Raw genomic sequence first — 16,817 nt, forward strand, 5'->3', positions numbered from 1 at the left:
CACCCTTATCGAAATTGGCGTATTTAAAGGAGTATTACTATGACATTAACAAAACAACAGGCACTACAAGCATTAAATAACAACGAATTTATTGGCTTTACGACAAATACTGGTAACGTACTTATTAAAAAAGCAAATCGTACAGATTATAATATTTATGTGTATGAAGAAGGTAATGAAGAACCTGCACATTATATTGGTTCTATTACGAATGTAATGTCAACTTTAAGTGACAAAACAAGTAAAAAAGATTATATGATTGTAGAGAAATAGAGAAACACTAAATAAAAAAAAGCAGCCCATTAAAGCGAAATTTTGCTTGAAGAGGGCTGCGCTATTTATTTTTTGTAAACATTCGCAGCTTGTGCACCTCGAATGCCGTCTACGATATCAAATTCCACGGCTTGTCCTTCATCAAGTGAACGAAACCCCTCTATTTGTATGCCAGTAAAGTGTACAAAAACATCTTCACCATTCTCACATTCTATAAATCCGTAACCTTTTTCATTATCAAACCATTTTACAGTGCCTTGGTGCATCCGCTTTCTCCTCCGATACTGTCAAAAATAATTGATGAATCACTAAAATACAGAATATTACGAATAAACTATATAATAATTCTGCGTTGCATGTCAATAATTTGTCGATTTGCGTATGGGTTTTTATTTATGAATTCAAACAAAACAGACTATAATAAATAAGACTACTTCAGAAAGCAGGGTTTATACATGACGACTACAACAAAAAAGCCACTATCAGATATTGAAATCGCGAAAAATGCAACGATGAGACCTATAATCGAAATTGCAGAAAATGCAGGAATTCCACTAGATGCAGTGGAACAGTACGGTCGATATAAAGCAAAAATCGACACAAGTAAAGTAACAGGTGCAGCAAATGCTAAAGTAGTACTTGTGACTGCGATTAGCCCAACACCAGCAGGGGAAGGGAAATCGACGGTAACTGTAGGTTTAGCCGATGCGTTAAATCAATTAGATCAGCGTGTTATGGTTGCTTTACGTGAACCTTCATTAGGACCAGTTATGGGTGTTAAAGGAGGCGCAACAGGTGGCGGTTATGCACAAGTGCTGCCAATGGAGCAAATCAATTTACATTTCAATGGTGATTTTCATGCGATTACTACGGCGAATAATGCTTTATCAGCATTAATCGACAACCATATTCATCAAGGAAATGCATTAAATATTGATCCACGCCGTATTATTTGGAAGCGCGTTTTAGATTTAAATGACCGTGCATTACGTCACGTAATAGTAGGGTTAGGTGGCCCATTACAAGGGGTTCCGCGTGAGGATGGCTTTGACATTACCGTTGCATCAGAAATTATGGCGATATTCTGCTTAGCAACAAATATTCAAGACTTAAAACAGCGCCTAGCACGTATTGTAATCGGTTATACATATGACCGTGAGCCAGTTACTGTTGGTGATTTAAAGGTGGAAGGGTCTTTAACACTTTTATTAAAAGAGGCGTTAAATCCTAACTTAGTTCAAACAATTGAAGGAACACCCTCAATAATACATGGAGGTCCCTTCGCGAACATTGCACATGGTTGTAATTCAATCATCGCTACGCAAACGGCACGTAAGCTAGCGGATATCGTTGTAACAGAAGCGGGATTCGGATCAGATTTAGGTGCAGAGAAGTTTTTAAATATTAAGGCACGTGAAGCTGGCTTTAAACCAAGTGCTGTCGTTGTAGTTGCGACAATTCGCGCATTAAAAATGCATGGTGGTGTTGCAAAAACCGACTTAGTTCAAGAAAATGTCGAAGCGTTAAAAGTGGGCATCCAAAACTTAGCGCAACATATTGCCAATGTTCGTAATTTCGGTTTACAACCTGTAGTTGCTTTAAATCGTTTCATCACAGATACAGAAGCAGAACTAGAAGTTGTGTTAAATTGGGCGAAGGAAAATGATGTGCGTATTGCTCGTACGAATGTTTGGGAAGAAGGCGGAAAAGGTGGCATTGAATTAGCGAAACAAGTGCTAGAAGTCATTCAAGAGCCAAATAATTTCCATCATTTATATGAATTACAAGAAACGGTTGAACAGAAGCTAACTAAAATTGTGCAACAAGTATATGGCGGAAAAGGTGTACAGTTTACAGATACTGCTAAAAAACAATTAGCAACAATCGAAAAAAATGGCTGGGATCACTTACCGATTTGTATGGCGAAAACACAGTATTCATTATCAGATCAACCAAGTCTACTTGGTCGCCCAACAGACTTTACAGTAACAATTCGAGAAATTATCCCGAAATTAGGGGCAGGTTTCTTAGTATGTTTAACTGGGGATATTATGACAATGCCAGGATTACCAAAACAACCAGCAGCTTTACGCATGGATGTAGCAGAAGATGGTAGTGCTGTTGGATTATTCTAATGATGGAAATAAATAAAAAAGAAACGTATTCGATGTTTTTTCGAATACGTTTTTTTAATTTGGAGAAAATTTATACAATTTAATCAAAATCCTTAGAACATAATTTGAAGCATATGATTTAACACCATAAAGCCGATACTAGCACCATAAGCAATAGATCCAATAATAATTGGACTAATAACTAGTAGTGCTTTCTTTTCACGATCTTTCATTACGTACGTAGTTGAATTTAATGTTCTTTGCATAAAAACACTCCTTTATCTGTTTTGTGTGTCCTTGAAACTATTATATGTTATTTTTCTGTATACTTCAATGAATTTGTTCACAATTCTGACAAAAGTAAATAAAACCATTTGTTGGAAAAGGAAATAGTGGCATTTAATTTACTGATTAAATCGAAAATTTTTTCTTTTTAATGTGTCATACTAATCACTACAAATAACGTGTACTATATGTGAAAAAAGGGTTGACGTGACCTAAAAGTATGCCTTATATTATGTGTAATCGGTTACACAATACGCTTTAAATCTTTATATATTTTTTTTGTGCCAATATGTAATCGGTTACATATTTTGCTAAAGGGAGAACAATATGGCTACGATAAAAGATGTTGCAAAATTAGCAGATGTTTCTGTTGCAACCGTTTCGAGATATTTAAATAAAAATGGTTACGTCAGTTCAAAATCCAATCTAGCAATTGAAAAGGCGATTAACGAGTTAGATTACAAGCCGAATCAAATTGCTCGCTCATTATCAACGAAACAATTGCACATAATTGGCTTAATCGTGCCAGACATATCGAACCCATTCTTCCCTGAATTAGCACGTGCAATCGAAGACACGGCATTAAAAGAAGGCTATACCGTTATATTGTGTAACTCTGACGAGAATGCTGAAAAAGAACTGCAATATATTGAAACATTGCAGCAAAAATATATCGCAGGGTTCATTATAGCTACAAATCAATTACCGGTTGAACAATATCGTAAACTAAATGTTCCAATTGTGTTACTCGACCGTTTATTAGAAATTGATTTACCTTCTGTAACTTCGGAAAATCAACTAGGTGCAGAAATGGCCACTCATTATTTAATAGAGCGACATATAAAAGAAGTAGCATTTTTAAGTGGACCTAAAAACTTAAAGCCAGTGCAACAACGTTTGGCGGGTTTTCAAAAGGCAACAATGGAGAAAAATATTAAAACGCACATTTTTGAAAGCCCGTTTGATTTTTTAGAAGCTGAAAAGATTACAAGAGAAGCTTTGACAAAGTATCCAACAATTGATGGTGTTTTTGCTAGTAGTGATATGATCGCAATGGGCGTTTTAAAGGCAGCGCATAAATTAGGCATTCGAGTTCCTGAAGAGCTACAAATTGTTGGATTTGATGGAATTGCAATCGGTGAAATCGTGACACCAGGATTGACAACAGTAGCACAAAATATTTATGCACTTGGTGAAGCCGCGACGAAAATGCTCGTTCAGCAAATTAATGGCGAAACGTTAAAGCAAAAGCATATTACCATTGAACCAAGCTTAATTATACGTGAGACAACAAAGGAGTAGATGCTGGTGATTACAGTAGTAGGAAGTATTAATATGGACATCGTTTGTCAAACGGACGTGTTTCCTAAGCAAGGTGAAACCGTATTGGGACAAAGATTTGAAACGATTCCTGGTGGAAAAGGTGCCAATCAAGCAGTTGCAGCAGCTCGCTTAGGTAGCGCGGTAACAATGATTGGAGCAGTAGGACAAGATAGCTTTGGTCCAGCACTTTTAAAAACATTACAAGATGAAACAATTGAGACAAATACAGTTGCTACTGTTGAAACAAATACAGGCATTGCCAACATCACTTTATTTGAACAAGATAACCGTATTATCGTTGTACCAGGTGCAAATTTTGAGGTAACACCAGAAATGGTGGACAAACATGAAGATGTTTTAAAAAATTCGAAGCTTGTTGTGATGCAATTAGAAATTCCTGTAGAAACAGTTGAGCATACAATGGCAATTTGTAAAAAACATGGTGTTCCCGTGTTATTAAATCCTGCGCCAGCGCGAAATTTCAAACCTGAGTGGATGGATAAAATTGCTTATGCGACACCTAATGAAACAGAATGTGCATTTATTTTCAATGAAGAAGTAGAAACATCTTTAGCAAAATATCCGAACAAACTCATCGTAACATTGGGTGAAGATGGTGCGATGTATCATAACGGCGAAAAAATTGTGAAATTGCCATGTTATAAAACAACTGCTGTTGATACAACTGGTGCTGGTGATACTTTTAATGGTGCATTTGCGCATAAAATTTGTGAAGGTGCTTCTATTGAAGATGCGGTTCATTTTGCGAATATTGCAGGTTCGTTATCGGTAGAAAAGTTTGGAGCACAAGGCGGCATGCCGACATTAGAAGCAGTAAATGCAAGAATTAAGGGAGAATGATTGTATGAAGAAGCATGGAATTTTAAATCGCGAATTGGCAGGTATTTTTGCTAAGCTTGGACATACTGATCAAATCGTTATCGCAGATTGCGGTTTACCGATTCCAGAGGGTGTACCATGTATTGATTTAGCCTATAAATTAGGTGAACCATCGTTTTTAACGATTTTAAATGTTGTGCTGGATGATTTAGTTGTGGAATCAGCAGTTTTAGCAGAAGAAATTAAAGAACAAAATGTAGCTGTGCATACCGTTGTTTCAGAGAAGTTAGCAGCGAGCTATGTATCACATGAGCAATTTAAGCAATTAACAAAAAGTGCAAAAGTTATTATTCGAACAGGTGAAACAACACCTTACGCCAACATTATTTTACAAAGCGGCGTTATTTTCTAGTAAGGGCAGGTGGGCAACATGATTGAAATGTCAGGGATTTCAAAAGCGTTTAGTGGTAACGTCGTTTTAAATAACGTGTCATTTGAATTAAAACCAGGTGAAATTCACGCTTTGATGGGTGAAAATGGTGCTGGTAAATCAACAATGATGAAGATTTTAACAGGTATATACAAGCGTGATGAAGGTGTCATTAAAGTAGATGGTCGGGAAGTTCATTTTAACTCGCCACAAGAAGCAGAAGCTTTAGGAATTGCGGTAATTCACCAGGAACTAAATATCTTACCAGATTTAACAGTGACCGAAAATTTGTTTTTAGGGAAAGAGAAAACATATGGCTTATTCGGTATTTTAAAGAAAAAAGAAATGCACGAAGAAGCTAAAGCACTGTTAGCGAGATTAGGTTTAAATATTGATCCACGCACACGTGCTGGAGATTTATCAGTGGGAAAACAGCAAATTATTGAAATTGCTAAAGCGATTGCATCAGATGCAAAGTATATCGTTATGGATGAGCCAACAGCTGCGTTAACTGACCGAGAAATCGAAACACTTTTTGTAACTGTAAATGAATTAAAGGAAAAAGGAATTTCATTTGTGTATATTTCTCACCGAATGGAAGAAATTTTTGCGATTTGTGACCGTATTACGATTTTACGTGATGGTACGTATGTAGGTGTACGTAATATTAAAGAATCTTCATTTGAAGAAATTGTATCAATGATGGTTGGACGCGAACTAGGTGAGCGATTCCCAGAACGTAATGCAACTATCGGCGATGTAAAGCTACAAGTGAAAGATTTATGTGCAAAGGGTGCATTTGATAATGTATCGTTTGAAATTCGCAAAGGTGAGGTATTAGCTGTTGCAGGTCTGATGGGTGCAGGGCGTACAGAAGTTGCTCAAGCATTATTCGGTTACCGCAAACTGTCAAATGGGGAAGTATTCATTGATGGACAAGCTGTTAAAATCAACTCACCCATTGAAGCAATGAAGAAAAAAATTGGTTTCGTTACAGAGGACCGTAAAACACAAGGTCTTGTCTTAGATTTCTCGATTAAAGAGAACATCATGTTAGCAAACTTAGAAAAAGGTTCAAAATCGGGCGTTATTAAGCCTAAGCTTGAAAATAAAATGGTAGGCGAATACATTGAACAATTACGTATTCGTACATCAAGTGCCGATTTAGCTGCAAAATCACTTAGTGGTGGTAACCAGCAAAAAGTTGTTATTGCCAAGTGGTTAGGCACAAAACCTGAAATTTTAATTTTAGACGAGCCTACGCGTGGTGTTGACATCGGTGCGAAAAAAGAAATTTATCAAATTATGAATAACTTAGCCGAAGCTGGGGTTTCAATATTAATGATTTCCTCTGAATTGCCAGAAGTAATCGGTATGGCAGACCGTGTACTTGTTATGCGTGAAGGCAAAGTAACTGGCATGGTGTCAAAAGACAATATGACACAAGAAAACATCATGCATTATGCAACAGGAGGGGAATAAAAATGGCTAAAAATAAAGAATTAATCGCCAAACTTGGACCGTTTATCGGCTTACTATTATTAATCGTCATTTTAACGATTTTAAATCCAAGTTTTTTATCAGTAAATAACTTATTAAACGTATTACGACAAGTATCAATTAGTGCATTAATCGCATTCGGTATGACATTTGTTATCTTAACAGGAGGAATCGATTTATCTGTTGGTTCGACTCTTGGTTTGACAGGAGCTGTTGTTGCAACATTACTTGCTTCAGGAACAGATCCACTTTTAGCAATGCTAGCAGCGCTTATTTTAGGGTTGATTTTAGGTGCTGTTAATGGTGTCATCATTACAAAAGGGAAAGTGGCCCCATTCATCGCAACATTAGCAACAATGACAATTTATCGTGGCTTAACTCTAGTTTATACAGATGGTCGTCCAGTATCAGGTTTAGGCGATTCTCTTTCATTCCAACTGTTCGGTAAAGGTTATTTCTTTGGTATTCCAGTACCGGTCGTAACAATGATTATTTCGTTTGCTATTCTATATTTCATTTTACACAAAACAACTTTTGGACGTCGTGTTTATGCGGTTGGTGGCAACGAAGAAGCTTCAAAATTATCAGGTATTAACCCAGATCGCATTAAAATTGCAGTTTATGCAATTACAGGTTTATTAGCATCAATTTCTGCATTAATCATTACATCACGTTTAAACTCAGCACAACCTACAGCAGGTGAATCGTATGAATTAGATGCTATCGCAGCAGTAGTATTAGGTGGTACAAGTTTAACTGGTGGTAAAGGATGGATTTTCGGTACATTAGTGGGTGCTTTAATTATTGGGGTACTTAATAACGGGATGACACTTATCGGTGTTTCATCATTCTTCCAACAAGTTGTAAAAGGGATTGTTATCTTATTAGCGGTATTGATGGATCGTAAAAAAACAGCATAGGAGTGTAACAACATGAAAAAGTGGTCTTTTTTAGTAATGGCAGCGGCCATTTCCATTGTACTTGCAGCTTGTTCAATGGAACCGGGTTTTCCAACAAAGGATAAAAGCTCAAAAGTAGCTCCAAAAGAAACTTCTGAACACTCGATTGGTTTATCAATTTCAACATTAAACAACCCATTCTTTGTAACTTTAAGCGATTCTGCTGAAGAAAAGGCGAAAGAAAATGGTGTGAAAATTACAGTTTCTGATGCACAAGATGATGCCTCAAAACAAGCATCTGACGTAGAAAATTTAATTCAAAAAGGCGTTGACTTAATCATCATCAACCCTGTGGATTCGTCTTCTGTAGCAACAGCTGTTGAATCAGCAAATGCAGCAAATATTCCAGTAATTACAGTTGACCGTACTTCTGATGGTGGCGATGTAGTTGCACATATCGCTTCAGATAATGTAGCTGGTGGTGAACTTGCTGGTGAATATTTAATGACATTAATTGAAGAGGGTTCTGAAGTAGCTATGCTTGAAGGTGTTGCGGGTTCTTCTGCTGCCAATGACCGTGGTCAAGGATTCTTAAATATTGTGGATGACAAAGTAAAGTTAGTTGCTAGCCAAACAGCAAACTTCAACCGTACAGAAGGTTTAACAGTAATGGAAAATATTTTACAAGCAAATCCAAATGTTAAAGCAGTATTTGCACAAAATGATGAAATGGCTTTAGGCGCATTAGAAGCAATTACAGCTGCACGTAAAGATGTGATTATTATCGGTTTCGATGCAACGGATGATGCTGTAGCAAAAGTTAAAGCAGGTACGTTAGCTGCAACTGTGGCTCAGCAACCAACATTAATTGGTGAAAAAGCAATCGAAGCAGCTATTAAAATTTTAGCTGGTGAAACAGTGGATGCCAATATTCCAGTTGATTTAGAATTAATTAAAAAATAATTTTTGAAGCGGACAGCGTATTAAACGACTGTCCGCTTTTTTAATCTATTTATTTGTCTATCTGAAACTATTACTATTACAATAGTACAAAATGAGTAATGGAGTGATAGGATGATTTTTGAAACCATTTTAGGAGAAGATTTTGAACGATTACATCCGAAGCTTAAGCAACGATATCAGCTTTCATTAAATCAAGTATTTCACGCGACTGGCACGATGCATGTTATTCATGCTGGTCCAAAACTATTAAATCCGTTATATCATCTATTTTCAAAGGCTAACTTCTTGTTTCCTGAAAGTGGAGAAATGGTGCCATTTAACATTTCCTATTCATGTGCGTACAATGATGGACAGTATGTAGAAATCGACTGGCAACGACAATTTCATTTTCCTCATAGAACAAGAACATTCAATACGAAGATGACGGTTGATTTAGAAAAGGAAATTGTAAAAGACTATATGGGCAAACCAGCGATTGTAAATTCAGAGTTACAATTTGATGTGACAAAGGAAGGTTTTTTAATTACGCGTTCCAAACAACAGCAAGTCGTTTTAGGAAAGTGTGAGATGAAATCTCCCGCACCGCTAGCAGCTCGCGCATTTGTACTTGAAGGCTATGATGATGAACTCGACGTCTATACGATTCATTTATCGATTTACCATAATATTTTTGGAAGGCTAGTCATGTATGCAGGTCAGTTTACGCAACAAAAAAACTAAATTAACGAGATAACCTCATTTTAGGCACAATATACTGTGGGCTAGAATGAGGTTATTTTTATCGTAAGTAAATTAGAACATCTTTTCTTCATAAGAATTAAGAGCAAATAGTGAGTTTGAGGCACTTTCCATGATAAAATAATGAGAGAATAAGTATATATAAGGGAAATGGTGAAGCGAATGAACGAACAAATAAAAAAATGTGAGCTACTTGTTAAAGAAATATATAACGAGATGGATGCAAGTCATGACTTCCAACATATCGAACGTGTCTATGAAAATGCTCTATCCATATTAAAAACGGAACCAACTGCAAACGAGAAAATCGTACGTTTAGCAGTATTCCTTCATGATGTCAGTGATTCAAAGTATGCATCTGATAAATCGAATGAAGATCGTATTTTAAATGCACTTAATTTGAGTGAAGACGAAATTAAACATATTCAATCTGTCATCTCGGAAGTTTCCTTTAATGGAGGTAACGAACTTCCTGCAACTAGTATTGAATCAAAAATCGTACGTGACGCGGATCGCCTAGATGCAATAGGAGCAGTCGGAATCGCCCGTACATTTGCGTATGGTGGAGCAAAAGGGCGCAAGTTATATGATGACGCAGAAGAAGCACGCGGAGATATGACATTAGAAGAATACCGTTCAAAATCAACAGCAAGTGTAACGCACTTTTATGAAAAGCTCCTACTATTAAAAGATTTAATGGTGACAGCTAAAGGTCAACAAATGGCAAGGGAACGTCATAACTTTATGGTACAATTTTTAGATCAGCTTAAAAAAGAAAGAGACGGGATTTCATGAGTCATTTAATCGTATCAAATTTAACAAAAACAGTTGGCGATAAAACGCTATTTCAAAATATCGAATTTACACTTTATGAAGGCGAACGTGCTGGGTTAATCGGGATTAACGGTACAGGTAAATCGACTTTACTATCCATTTTAGCGGGTATACAAGATGCCGATTCGATTGAACTAGATCATCCAAATAAATACCGTATTGCTTATTTAGAACAAGATCCGCAATTCGAAGACAATATGACCGTTCTACAAGCAGTATTTAGCAGTGATTCGCCGATTTTAAAATTAAATCGTGCTTATGAAGAAGCACTTGCAGCACTGACAAGTAATCCTGAATCAGAAAAATTACAAAACGAATTATTCCGATTACAACAGCAAATGGATAATGATAACGCATGGGATGTCAATGCACTTGCCAAACAAGCGTTAACAAAGCTTGGTATCGATATGTTCGACCAACAGGTAACGTCACTATCAGGTGGTCAGCAAAAACGTGTAGCACTAGCAAAAGTATTAATCGAGCCAGCTGACCTATACTTACTAGACGAACCTACCAACCATTTAGATGTCACATCTACTGAATGGCTACAAGAAATGGTATCGCGCTTAAAAGGTGCAGTTATTTTCATTACCCATGATCGTTATTTCTTAGATGAAACCGCAACGCATATTTACGAGTTAGCTGACAAAACATTATATCGCCATACTGGTTCATACGGAGATTATTTAGAAGCCCGCGCCATTCGAGAAGAAATGCAGGTCGCAACGCAGGCAAAAATGCGTAACCGATACCGTTCAGAATTAAAATGGATTCGCCGTGGTGCAAAAGCTCGTTCGACAAAGCAAAAGGCGCGTATTCAGCGATTTGAATCATTAGACGAATCAATGGACCGCTCAAATGATCAAACAGATTTGGAAATGGGCTTAGCAACGTCGCGTTTAGGTAAAAAAGTATTGGAATCTGAAGGAATTACAAAATCTTATGGTGATCGTATGCTTATTGAAGATTATAGCTTTTTACTTCAGCAAGGCGACCGTATTGGAATTATTGGTGCAAATGGTTATGGTAAATCCACATTATTAAATATGCTAGCTGGTGAAATTGAGCCAGATAAAGGCGAAGTTATTGTTGGAACTACCGTTAAACGACTACACTTTAAACAAATATTACCTGCCATGAATGAAAATGCCCGTATGATTGACTACATTCGTGAAGCATCTAATGATATTACCGATTCACAAGGCGAACGATTCTCGGCATCACAAATGTTAGAACGCTTTTTATTCCCATTAAATGCTCATGGGACACCGATTAGTAAGCTATCAGGTGGGGAACGAAAACGTCTTCACTTATTAAAGCTATTAATGGAACAACCGAACGTCTTATTACTGGATGAACCGACAAATGACTTAGATATCGAAACATTAGGGGTGTTAGAAGACTTTATTGAAAACTTCCCTGGTGTTGTTATTACAATTTCCCATGACCGTTTCTTCCTTGATCGAATTGCGAAAAAACTATGGATTTTAGATGGTCAAGGCGGTGTATCGGAAAGCTTAGATGTGTACACAGACTATTTAGCAAAAAAAGCAGAAGAAAGTCAGCAAGAGGCAAAAGAAATTAAGGTTGAAAAACCAAAGCAAGAAAAGCCTAAAACAGAGAAGAAAAAATTATCATTTAAAGAACAAAAAGAATGGGAAACGATAGCTGATCAAATTTCTTCGATGGAAGAAAAAATTATGCAAACTGAAGATGATATTTCAACAGCGGGCTCAGACTTTACAAAATTACAGCAGTTAACGTCAGAATTAGAAAAATATAATAGTGAATATGAGCAATTAATCGAGCGTTGGAGTTATTTAGACGAAATCGTAAATGGATAGGAGCATACCTATGAAAATTTTATCAATTGAACCGACACCAAGTCCTAATTCAATGAAAATTATCATTGATCAAGACTTACCATTTGGCAAAAGTTTTAACTACACAAAGGATAATATTTCGGAAGCTTCAACTGAATTACAGGCGATTTTCGGAGTAGAAGGTGTGAAGGGGATTTATCACGTATCAAACTTTTTAGCTGTTGAACGAAATTCAAAATATGCATGGGAAAATATTTTAGCAGAAATACGCACGTCACTTGGTGGAGAAGCGAGCGAAATTGAACAGCAAGGTGTAAATGAACATTACGGTGAAGTGAATGTTCATGTACAAATGTATAAAGCCATCCCACTTCAAATTAAAGCATTTGATGGAGAAGGAGAGGTACGTTTAAGCGCGGGAGATCGATTTACACTAGCGTTCAAACGTTTACAATTTAAAGTAGCAGAGGGTAATTATATTTTGGAACGCAAATGGGTTGATTTTGGTGTCCGTTATGGGGATAAAACTCAAGTTGCAGAAGAAGTTGTCAAAGAAGTGGATGCACTTTACCCACAAGACCGTGTGGAGCAAATTGTTGAAGGTGTAAATGAAAAGGTTGCAACAATTGCGGATGAGCGCAAAGAAGTGACGCTAGAAGAATATATGCAAGCAGCCGATTGGCAACAACGCTTTCAATTATTAGACAAGCTACCTGATCCAGAGCTAAAGGATATTCCTTTACTTGAAAAGGCACTAGAAGATGAGCAAATGTCTATTCGTCGTCTAGCTACAGTTTATTTGGGTATGATTGAAGATAATGCTGTGGTATCTGCTTTAACGAAAGCACTTAATGATAAAAGCTCAGCCGTTCGTCGTACAGCAGGCGACTGCATGAGTGATTTAGGCTTAACAGCGTTTGAACCTGCAATGATTTCAGCCTTAGCAGATAAAAATAAATTGGTTCGTTGGCGCGCGGCCATGTATTTATATGAGGTTGGTACTGATGCAGCAATACAGGCGTTAAAAGTTGCTTGTGAAGATAAAGAATTTGAAGTGAAATTACAAGCAAAAATGGCTTTAGCCCGAATTGAAGATGGCGAGGAAGCAAAAGGCTCTGTTTGGAAACAGATGACAGAGAGTAGAAAATAGCTAAAGTGAAAGTTGTTGGGGATTTTTAGACTTCTCAACAACTTTTTACTTTGGATAGTTTTAAAGGACTAAATAAAGTTAGAGCCAAATACCTACTTTCGATTTGTTATTTTAGAGTGATTTGAGTATAATTCAATTGGTAATAATTGAAAAACATTTATATATTTATAATTACAAATAGAGAAGGGGATGGGAAATGGAATGGGAAATATAAAGAGTCCAATTGATTTAAGTGATATGCGAATTGAACGATTATTATATCAATTAGAAAATTTAGATGATAAGCATTCTATGGGGATAAATAAAGAATATTTTAATTTATATATTTATGATTTGTGGCTATTACTAGAGCTTGGTAAAGATTATAAAGAAAATCTTCATGCTGATTTTATAAAATTAAAAAGGTGGAGATTATTTCTATTGGATTTTTCTGCATCTAACAGGCAATATCAAGAAAACAGTACCTTTTTTGAATCATCAACAATAAAAAACTTTTATATCGCAGTGTTAATTGTAAAGAAGTTTGCTAAAGAGTACTCTGAAATTATTAAATCCTCACCTGAAATAGTGAGAATTCTGACAGAATACTATAAAAATATAAATGATACGGATGAAGAAGATTTAGCAGTTCAGCAAAAACTAATTAATGTTGTTCAAAATACTTGGTTAAAAGATTTATATACAATTCAACAAATATACGATGTCACTATTTTGAATATTATTAAGGAAATGACCGCAGCCGAACGTTTATTGGGGAATAATGTTTGGGATATTTTACAGGAAGAATACATGGAACAATTAATTGACTGTCTTGAAAATAATCATTTTTCTGAAGTTCAATTTTGGCGTAATAAAATTGAAATAGAGAAGATTACGCAATATGAGGGAAATGAAAATTCGACGATTGTCCTTTGTGCACAACAAGATAGTACGATACAGTTGGATTTGAATTATCGATTGGCATTAGGATTAACGTTCTATGAAAAGACAAAAAACTATAATATCAATTTTATTTTACTTCCATTTGCACAAGTGATTGAACGAGAATCTATCTCTCTAAATGGGGATTTAGATATTAATTCTTATTTAAAAATTTTAAAAAGCTTTTCGATAAAAGAGGAACCGATAAATTATAAAAATGTATTAAATTTCGCGTTTACTATGTTGAAATTAGAATTATCCACGAAGACTACAGGTAAAATTATATTGTTATGTAATGAGTTACTTTTCGAATACTTACCAATTGATGAAGATTGGCAGCTTGCGGTAGAGCACAATAAACAGAATATGAATGTAGAAATTATTGTATTATATGTAGGAGATAGAGAGAAGTTACAACCTATTTGGTTTGCAGATCGAGTAGTTTTAAGCCAAGATTTAACTGCATTCTATTAAAACCTTATAAACTCTGAATAGTGTGCGTTAGTGTGGGGCTCACTATTCAGAGCTTATATACCTAATCAAGTGACGGAATCGATTTCTTTCAAGGATTGATCGGGGTAAAATACAGTATATAAAATACTACCAAAAATTAATAAAATACCGAGCGTTTGCAGTAATGTTGGACGGAAAGATAAAAAAATAGCATCTAACAATATCGCAACCACAGGATCAACAAAGACTAAAACCGATACTAGCACGGTCGATAAATTGCGAATACTATCAAAGAATAAAAAGTAGACAAAGCCGGTATGGATAAAGCCTGTTCCTAATATATAAAGCCAATTTGTCTGCGTTAACCCCTCGAATAATGTGAAATCACATAAAGGGAATAGCATCACAATGCCTACAATCGTTTGCACAAAAGTAAGCGCATAGGATGACATTCCTTTAATTGTTTTACTTGTAAACATCGTCATTGCATAACAAATAGCAGATAAAAGTGCCCAAACAAAGCCAGAATTCATAAATTCAGAAAGAGAAGTGAAGCTTTCAATGCCTACAATGAGGATACTTCCAAAAAAACAAATGATTGTTGCTAAAATCGAACGGACTCCCATTTTCTCTGCTAGAAACACAGAACCAAGCATTAAAACAAATATAGGTGCCAAATTATAAATGGAAATCGAAATCGAAATCGACATCACTTCAAATGCTTTGAATAAGAACACCCAGTTGAGTACTAGAAAGATCCCACAAAGGATTGTTTTCAACACTTCAGCTTTTTGCCAAACTTCTGTTTTATGCCCACCGGTTAGTAGCCAGAGAACCCCTAAAAAAATTGTTGCACAAATACAACGCACAAAAACGAGTTCAACAGCTGGTATTCCTGTTTGTGTAGTAAAAAAACCAATAGAGCCGAAAATGGCCATTGAGATGGTCAGTTTAATCATTGCATTTACGTTCATCGTTGGCGTACCTACTTTCAAATGAAGTTTACGTTAATTATTTACGGACGAACTTGTCCATTACCTAAAATATAATATTTCGTTGATGTTAAAGCAGGTAAACCCATTGGTCCACGAGCATGTAACTTTTGTGTTGAAATACCGATTTCTGCTCCGTAACCAAATTCAAAACCATCTGTAAAACGTGTCGAAGCATTATGATAGACAGCCGCTGCATCAACCGAATTTAAAAATACGTCGGCATTTTGCTGATTCTCCGTAATAATTGCTTCCGAATGATTTGTCCCAAAATGATTAATATGATGAATGGCATCAAAAACATTTTTAACGATTTTCACACTTAAAGTTAAAGCTAAAAACTCCTGTGCATAATGTTCATCTGTTGCAGGAATGGCCTCTTTTAAAACATGGCAAACCAGGTCATCTCCATAAATTTTAATCCCTAAATCATGCGATAAGTACTGTAAAAATTCTTTGCCGTGAATGTCGAAAAAGTCTTCATGCATCAGCAGGCTTTCGGTAGTATTACAAACTGATAAACGTTGCGTTTTGGCATTTTTGACAACGCTCTTAGCCATAACTACATTCGCAAAATGGTCTAAATAAATGTGGCAATTTCCTGCGCCCGTTTCTAATACGGGAACAGTCGATTCACGAACAACTAAATCAATTAAATTCTTCCCCCCGCGAGGAATTAAAACGTCTAAGTACTCATTTAATGTAAATAAAGTTTTGGCTGTTTCGCGGCTTGTATCTTCAATAAGTAGAACGGCATCTTGCGGATAATGAACAACTTGTAATGCACGATGAATAGACGAGACAAGGGCGATATTGGAATGCTTTGCAGATGAACTACCACGTAATAGAACGGCATTACCTGTTTTCAAACATAAGGTAGCTGCATCAACCGTCACATTTGGTCTCGCTTCATAAATCATACCAATGACTCCGAGGGGCACCCGTTTTTTTATAATGTGTAAACCATTTTCTTTCGTAATATCTTCTAAAACTTCACCTACAGGATCAGGTAACTCGATCAATTGCAAAATGGCATCGCTCATGGCTTGAACGCGATCTTCTGTTAATAAAATTCGGTCCAATGTTGATGCAGGAAATTGTTGTTTTTCACCAGCAACAATATCTTTCGCATTTTCAACCAAAATAAGTTCCATGTCCTTTAGCAACTGAGCAGCAATTTGTTTTAATGCTTCATTTTTTTCAGAAGTAGATTTAATATTCGTTTCATAACTAGCAATTTTTGCTCGTTTCCCTTTTGCTATTACCTCATTTTCCATCA

General features: G+C 36.1%; 17 protein-coding genes. 13 read left to right on the top strand and 4 right to left on the bottom strand.

Features of this window, described 5'->3' with window-relative positions; genetic code table 11:
• Positions 1-39: 39 nt before the first annotated feature.
• Positions 40-273, top strand: a complete 234-nt coding sequence (locus DCE79_RS06505; RefSeq protein ID WP_108712301.1) for a hypothetical protein — start codon at positions 40-42, stop codon at positions 271-273.
• A gap of 65 nt (positions 274-338) precedes the next feature.
• Here DCE79_RS06505 and DCE79_RS06510 read toward each other — a convergent pair whose 3' ends face one another.
• The gene (locus tag DCE79_RS06510; protein ID WP_108712302.1) at positions 339-539 is read right to left on the bottom strand and encodes a cold-shock protein; all 201 of its coding nucleotides are present in this window, start codon (positions 537-539) and stop codon (positions 339-341) included.
• Positions 540-728: 189 nt separating this feature from the next.
• Here DCE79_RS06510 and DCE79_RS06515 point away from each other — a divergent pair, with 189 nt between their 5' ends.
• Positions 729-2,408, top strand: a complete 1,680-nt coding sequence (locus tag DCE79_RS06515) for a formate--tetrahydrofolate ligase (protein WP_108712303.1) — start codon at positions 729-731, stop codon at positions 2,406-2,408.
• 92 nt (positions 2,409-2,500) lie between these two features.
• On the opposite strand, the gene DCE79_RS18600 is transcribed toward DCE79_RS06515, so the two are convergent.
• Positions 2,501-2,653, bottom strand: a complete 153-nt coding sequence (locus tag DCE79_RS18600) for a hypothetical protein (protein WP_168214676.1) — start codon at positions 2,651-2,653, stop codon at positions 2,501-2,503.
• A 346-nt stretch (positions 2,654-2,999) separates the two neighbouring features.
• Between DCE79_RS18600 and DCE79_RS06520 the strand changes: the two genes are divergently transcribed.
• From DCE79_RS06520 to DCE79_RS06570, 11 genes are all read left to right on the top strand, one after another.
• Positions 3,000-3,974 (top strand): LacI family DNA-binding transcriptional regulator, encoded by a 975-nt coding sequence (locus DCE79_RS06520; protein ID WP_108712304.1) that lies wholly within the window; start codon positions 3,000-3,002, stop codon positions 3,972-3,974.
• 6 nt (positions 3,975-3,980) lie between these two features.
• Entirely contained in the window at positions 3,981-4,856 is an 876-nt protein-coding gene (gene rbsK, locus DCE79_RS06525; protein ID WP_108712305.1) for a ribokinase, read from the top strand.
• A 4-nt stretch (positions 4,857-4,860) separates the two neighbouring features.
• On the top strand, positions 4,861-5,247 hold the full coding sequence (gene rbsD / locus DCE79_RS06530) for a D-ribose pyranase (protein ID WP_108712306.1): 387 nt from the start codon (positions 4,861-4,863) through the stop codon (positions 5,245-5,247).
• An 18-nt stretch (positions 5,248-5,265) separates the two neighbouring features.
• The gene (locus DCE79_RS06535) at positions 5,266-6,747 is read left to right on the top strand and encodes a sugar ABC transporter ATP-binding protein (protein WP_108712307.1); all 1,482 of its coding nucleotides are present in this window, start codon (positions 5,266-5,268) and stop codon (positions 6,745-6,747) included.
• 2 nt (positions 6,748-6,749) lie between these two features.
• Positions 6,750-7,685: a ribose ABC transporter permease gene (gene rbsC, locus DCE79_RS06540; RefSeq protein ID WP_108712308.1), complete on the top strand. Its 936-nt coding sequence runs from the start codon at positions 6,750-6,752 to the stop codon at positions 7,683-7,685.
• Positions 7,686-7,697: 12 nt separating this feature from the next.
• Positions 7,698-8,627, top strand: coding sequence for a ribose ABC transporter substrate-binding protein RbsB (rbsB, locus tag DCE79_RS06545; protein ID WP_108712309.1), 930 nt, complete (start codon positions 7,698-7,700; stop codon positions 8,625-8,627).
• A gap of 111 nt (positions 8,628-8,738) precedes the next feature.
• Positions 8,739-9,347, top strand: coding sequence for a DUF4166 domain-containing protein (locus DCE79_RS06550; protein ID WP_108712310.1), 609 nt, complete (start codon positions 8,739-8,741; stop codon positions 9,345-9,347).
• A 180-nt stretch (positions 9,348-9,527) separates the two neighbouring features.
• The gene (locus DCE79_RS06555) at positions 9,528-10,160 is read left to right on the top strand and encodes an HD domain-containing protein (protein ID WP_108712311.1); all 633 of its coding nucleotides are present in this window, start codon (positions 9,528-9,530) and stop codon (positions 10,158-10,160) included.
• Entirely contained in the window at positions 10,157-12,043 is a 1,887-nt protein-coding gene (locus tag DCE79_RS06560) for an ABC-F family ATP-binding cassette domain-containing protein (RefSeq protein WP_108712312.1), read from the top strand. The genes DCE79_RS06555 and DCE79_RS06560 overlap by 4 nt, the downstream gene beginning before the upstream one ends.
• Before the next feature lie 10 nt (positions 12,044-12,053).
• Positions 12,054-13,172, top strand: a complete 1,119-nt coding sequence (locus DCE79_RS06565; RefSeq protein ID WP_108712313.1) for a virulence factor — start codon at positions 12,054-12,056, stop codon at positions 13,170-13,172.
• A 201-nt stretch (positions 13,173-13,373) separates the two neighbouring features.
• Positions 13,374-14,567 carry a hypothetical protein gene (locus DCE79_RS06570; protein ID WP_108712314.1) on the top strand — a complete coding sequence of 398 codons (1,194 nt, stop codon included), beginning with the start codon at positions 13,374-13,376 and terminating at the stop codon, positions 14,565-14,567.
• 65 nt (positions 14,568-14,632) lie between these two features.
• Here DCE79_RS06570 and DCE79_RS06575 read toward each other — a convergent pair whose 3' ends face one another.
• Together DCE79_RS06575 and DCE79_RS06580 are read right to left on the bottom strand one after the other, a co-directional pair.
• Entirely contained in the window at positions 14,633-15,520 is an 888-nt protein-coding gene (locus tag DCE79_RS06575) for a DMT family transporter (protein ID WP_108712315.1), read from the bottom strand.
• A gap of 41 nt (positions 15,521-15,561) precedes the next feature.
• Entirely contained in the window at positions 15,562-16,815 is a 1,254-nt protein-coding gene (locus DCE79_RS06580; protein WP_108714438.1) for a glutamate-5-semialdehyde dehydrogenase, read from the bottom strand.
• Positions 16,816-16,817: the final 2 nt, after the last annotated feature.

It is taken from the genome of Lysinibacillus sp. 2017 (genome assembly GCF_003073375.1).
In the GTDB taxonomy this organism is placed as follows: domain Bacteria; phylum Bacillota; class Bacilli; order Bacillales_A; family Planococcaceae; genus Solibacillus.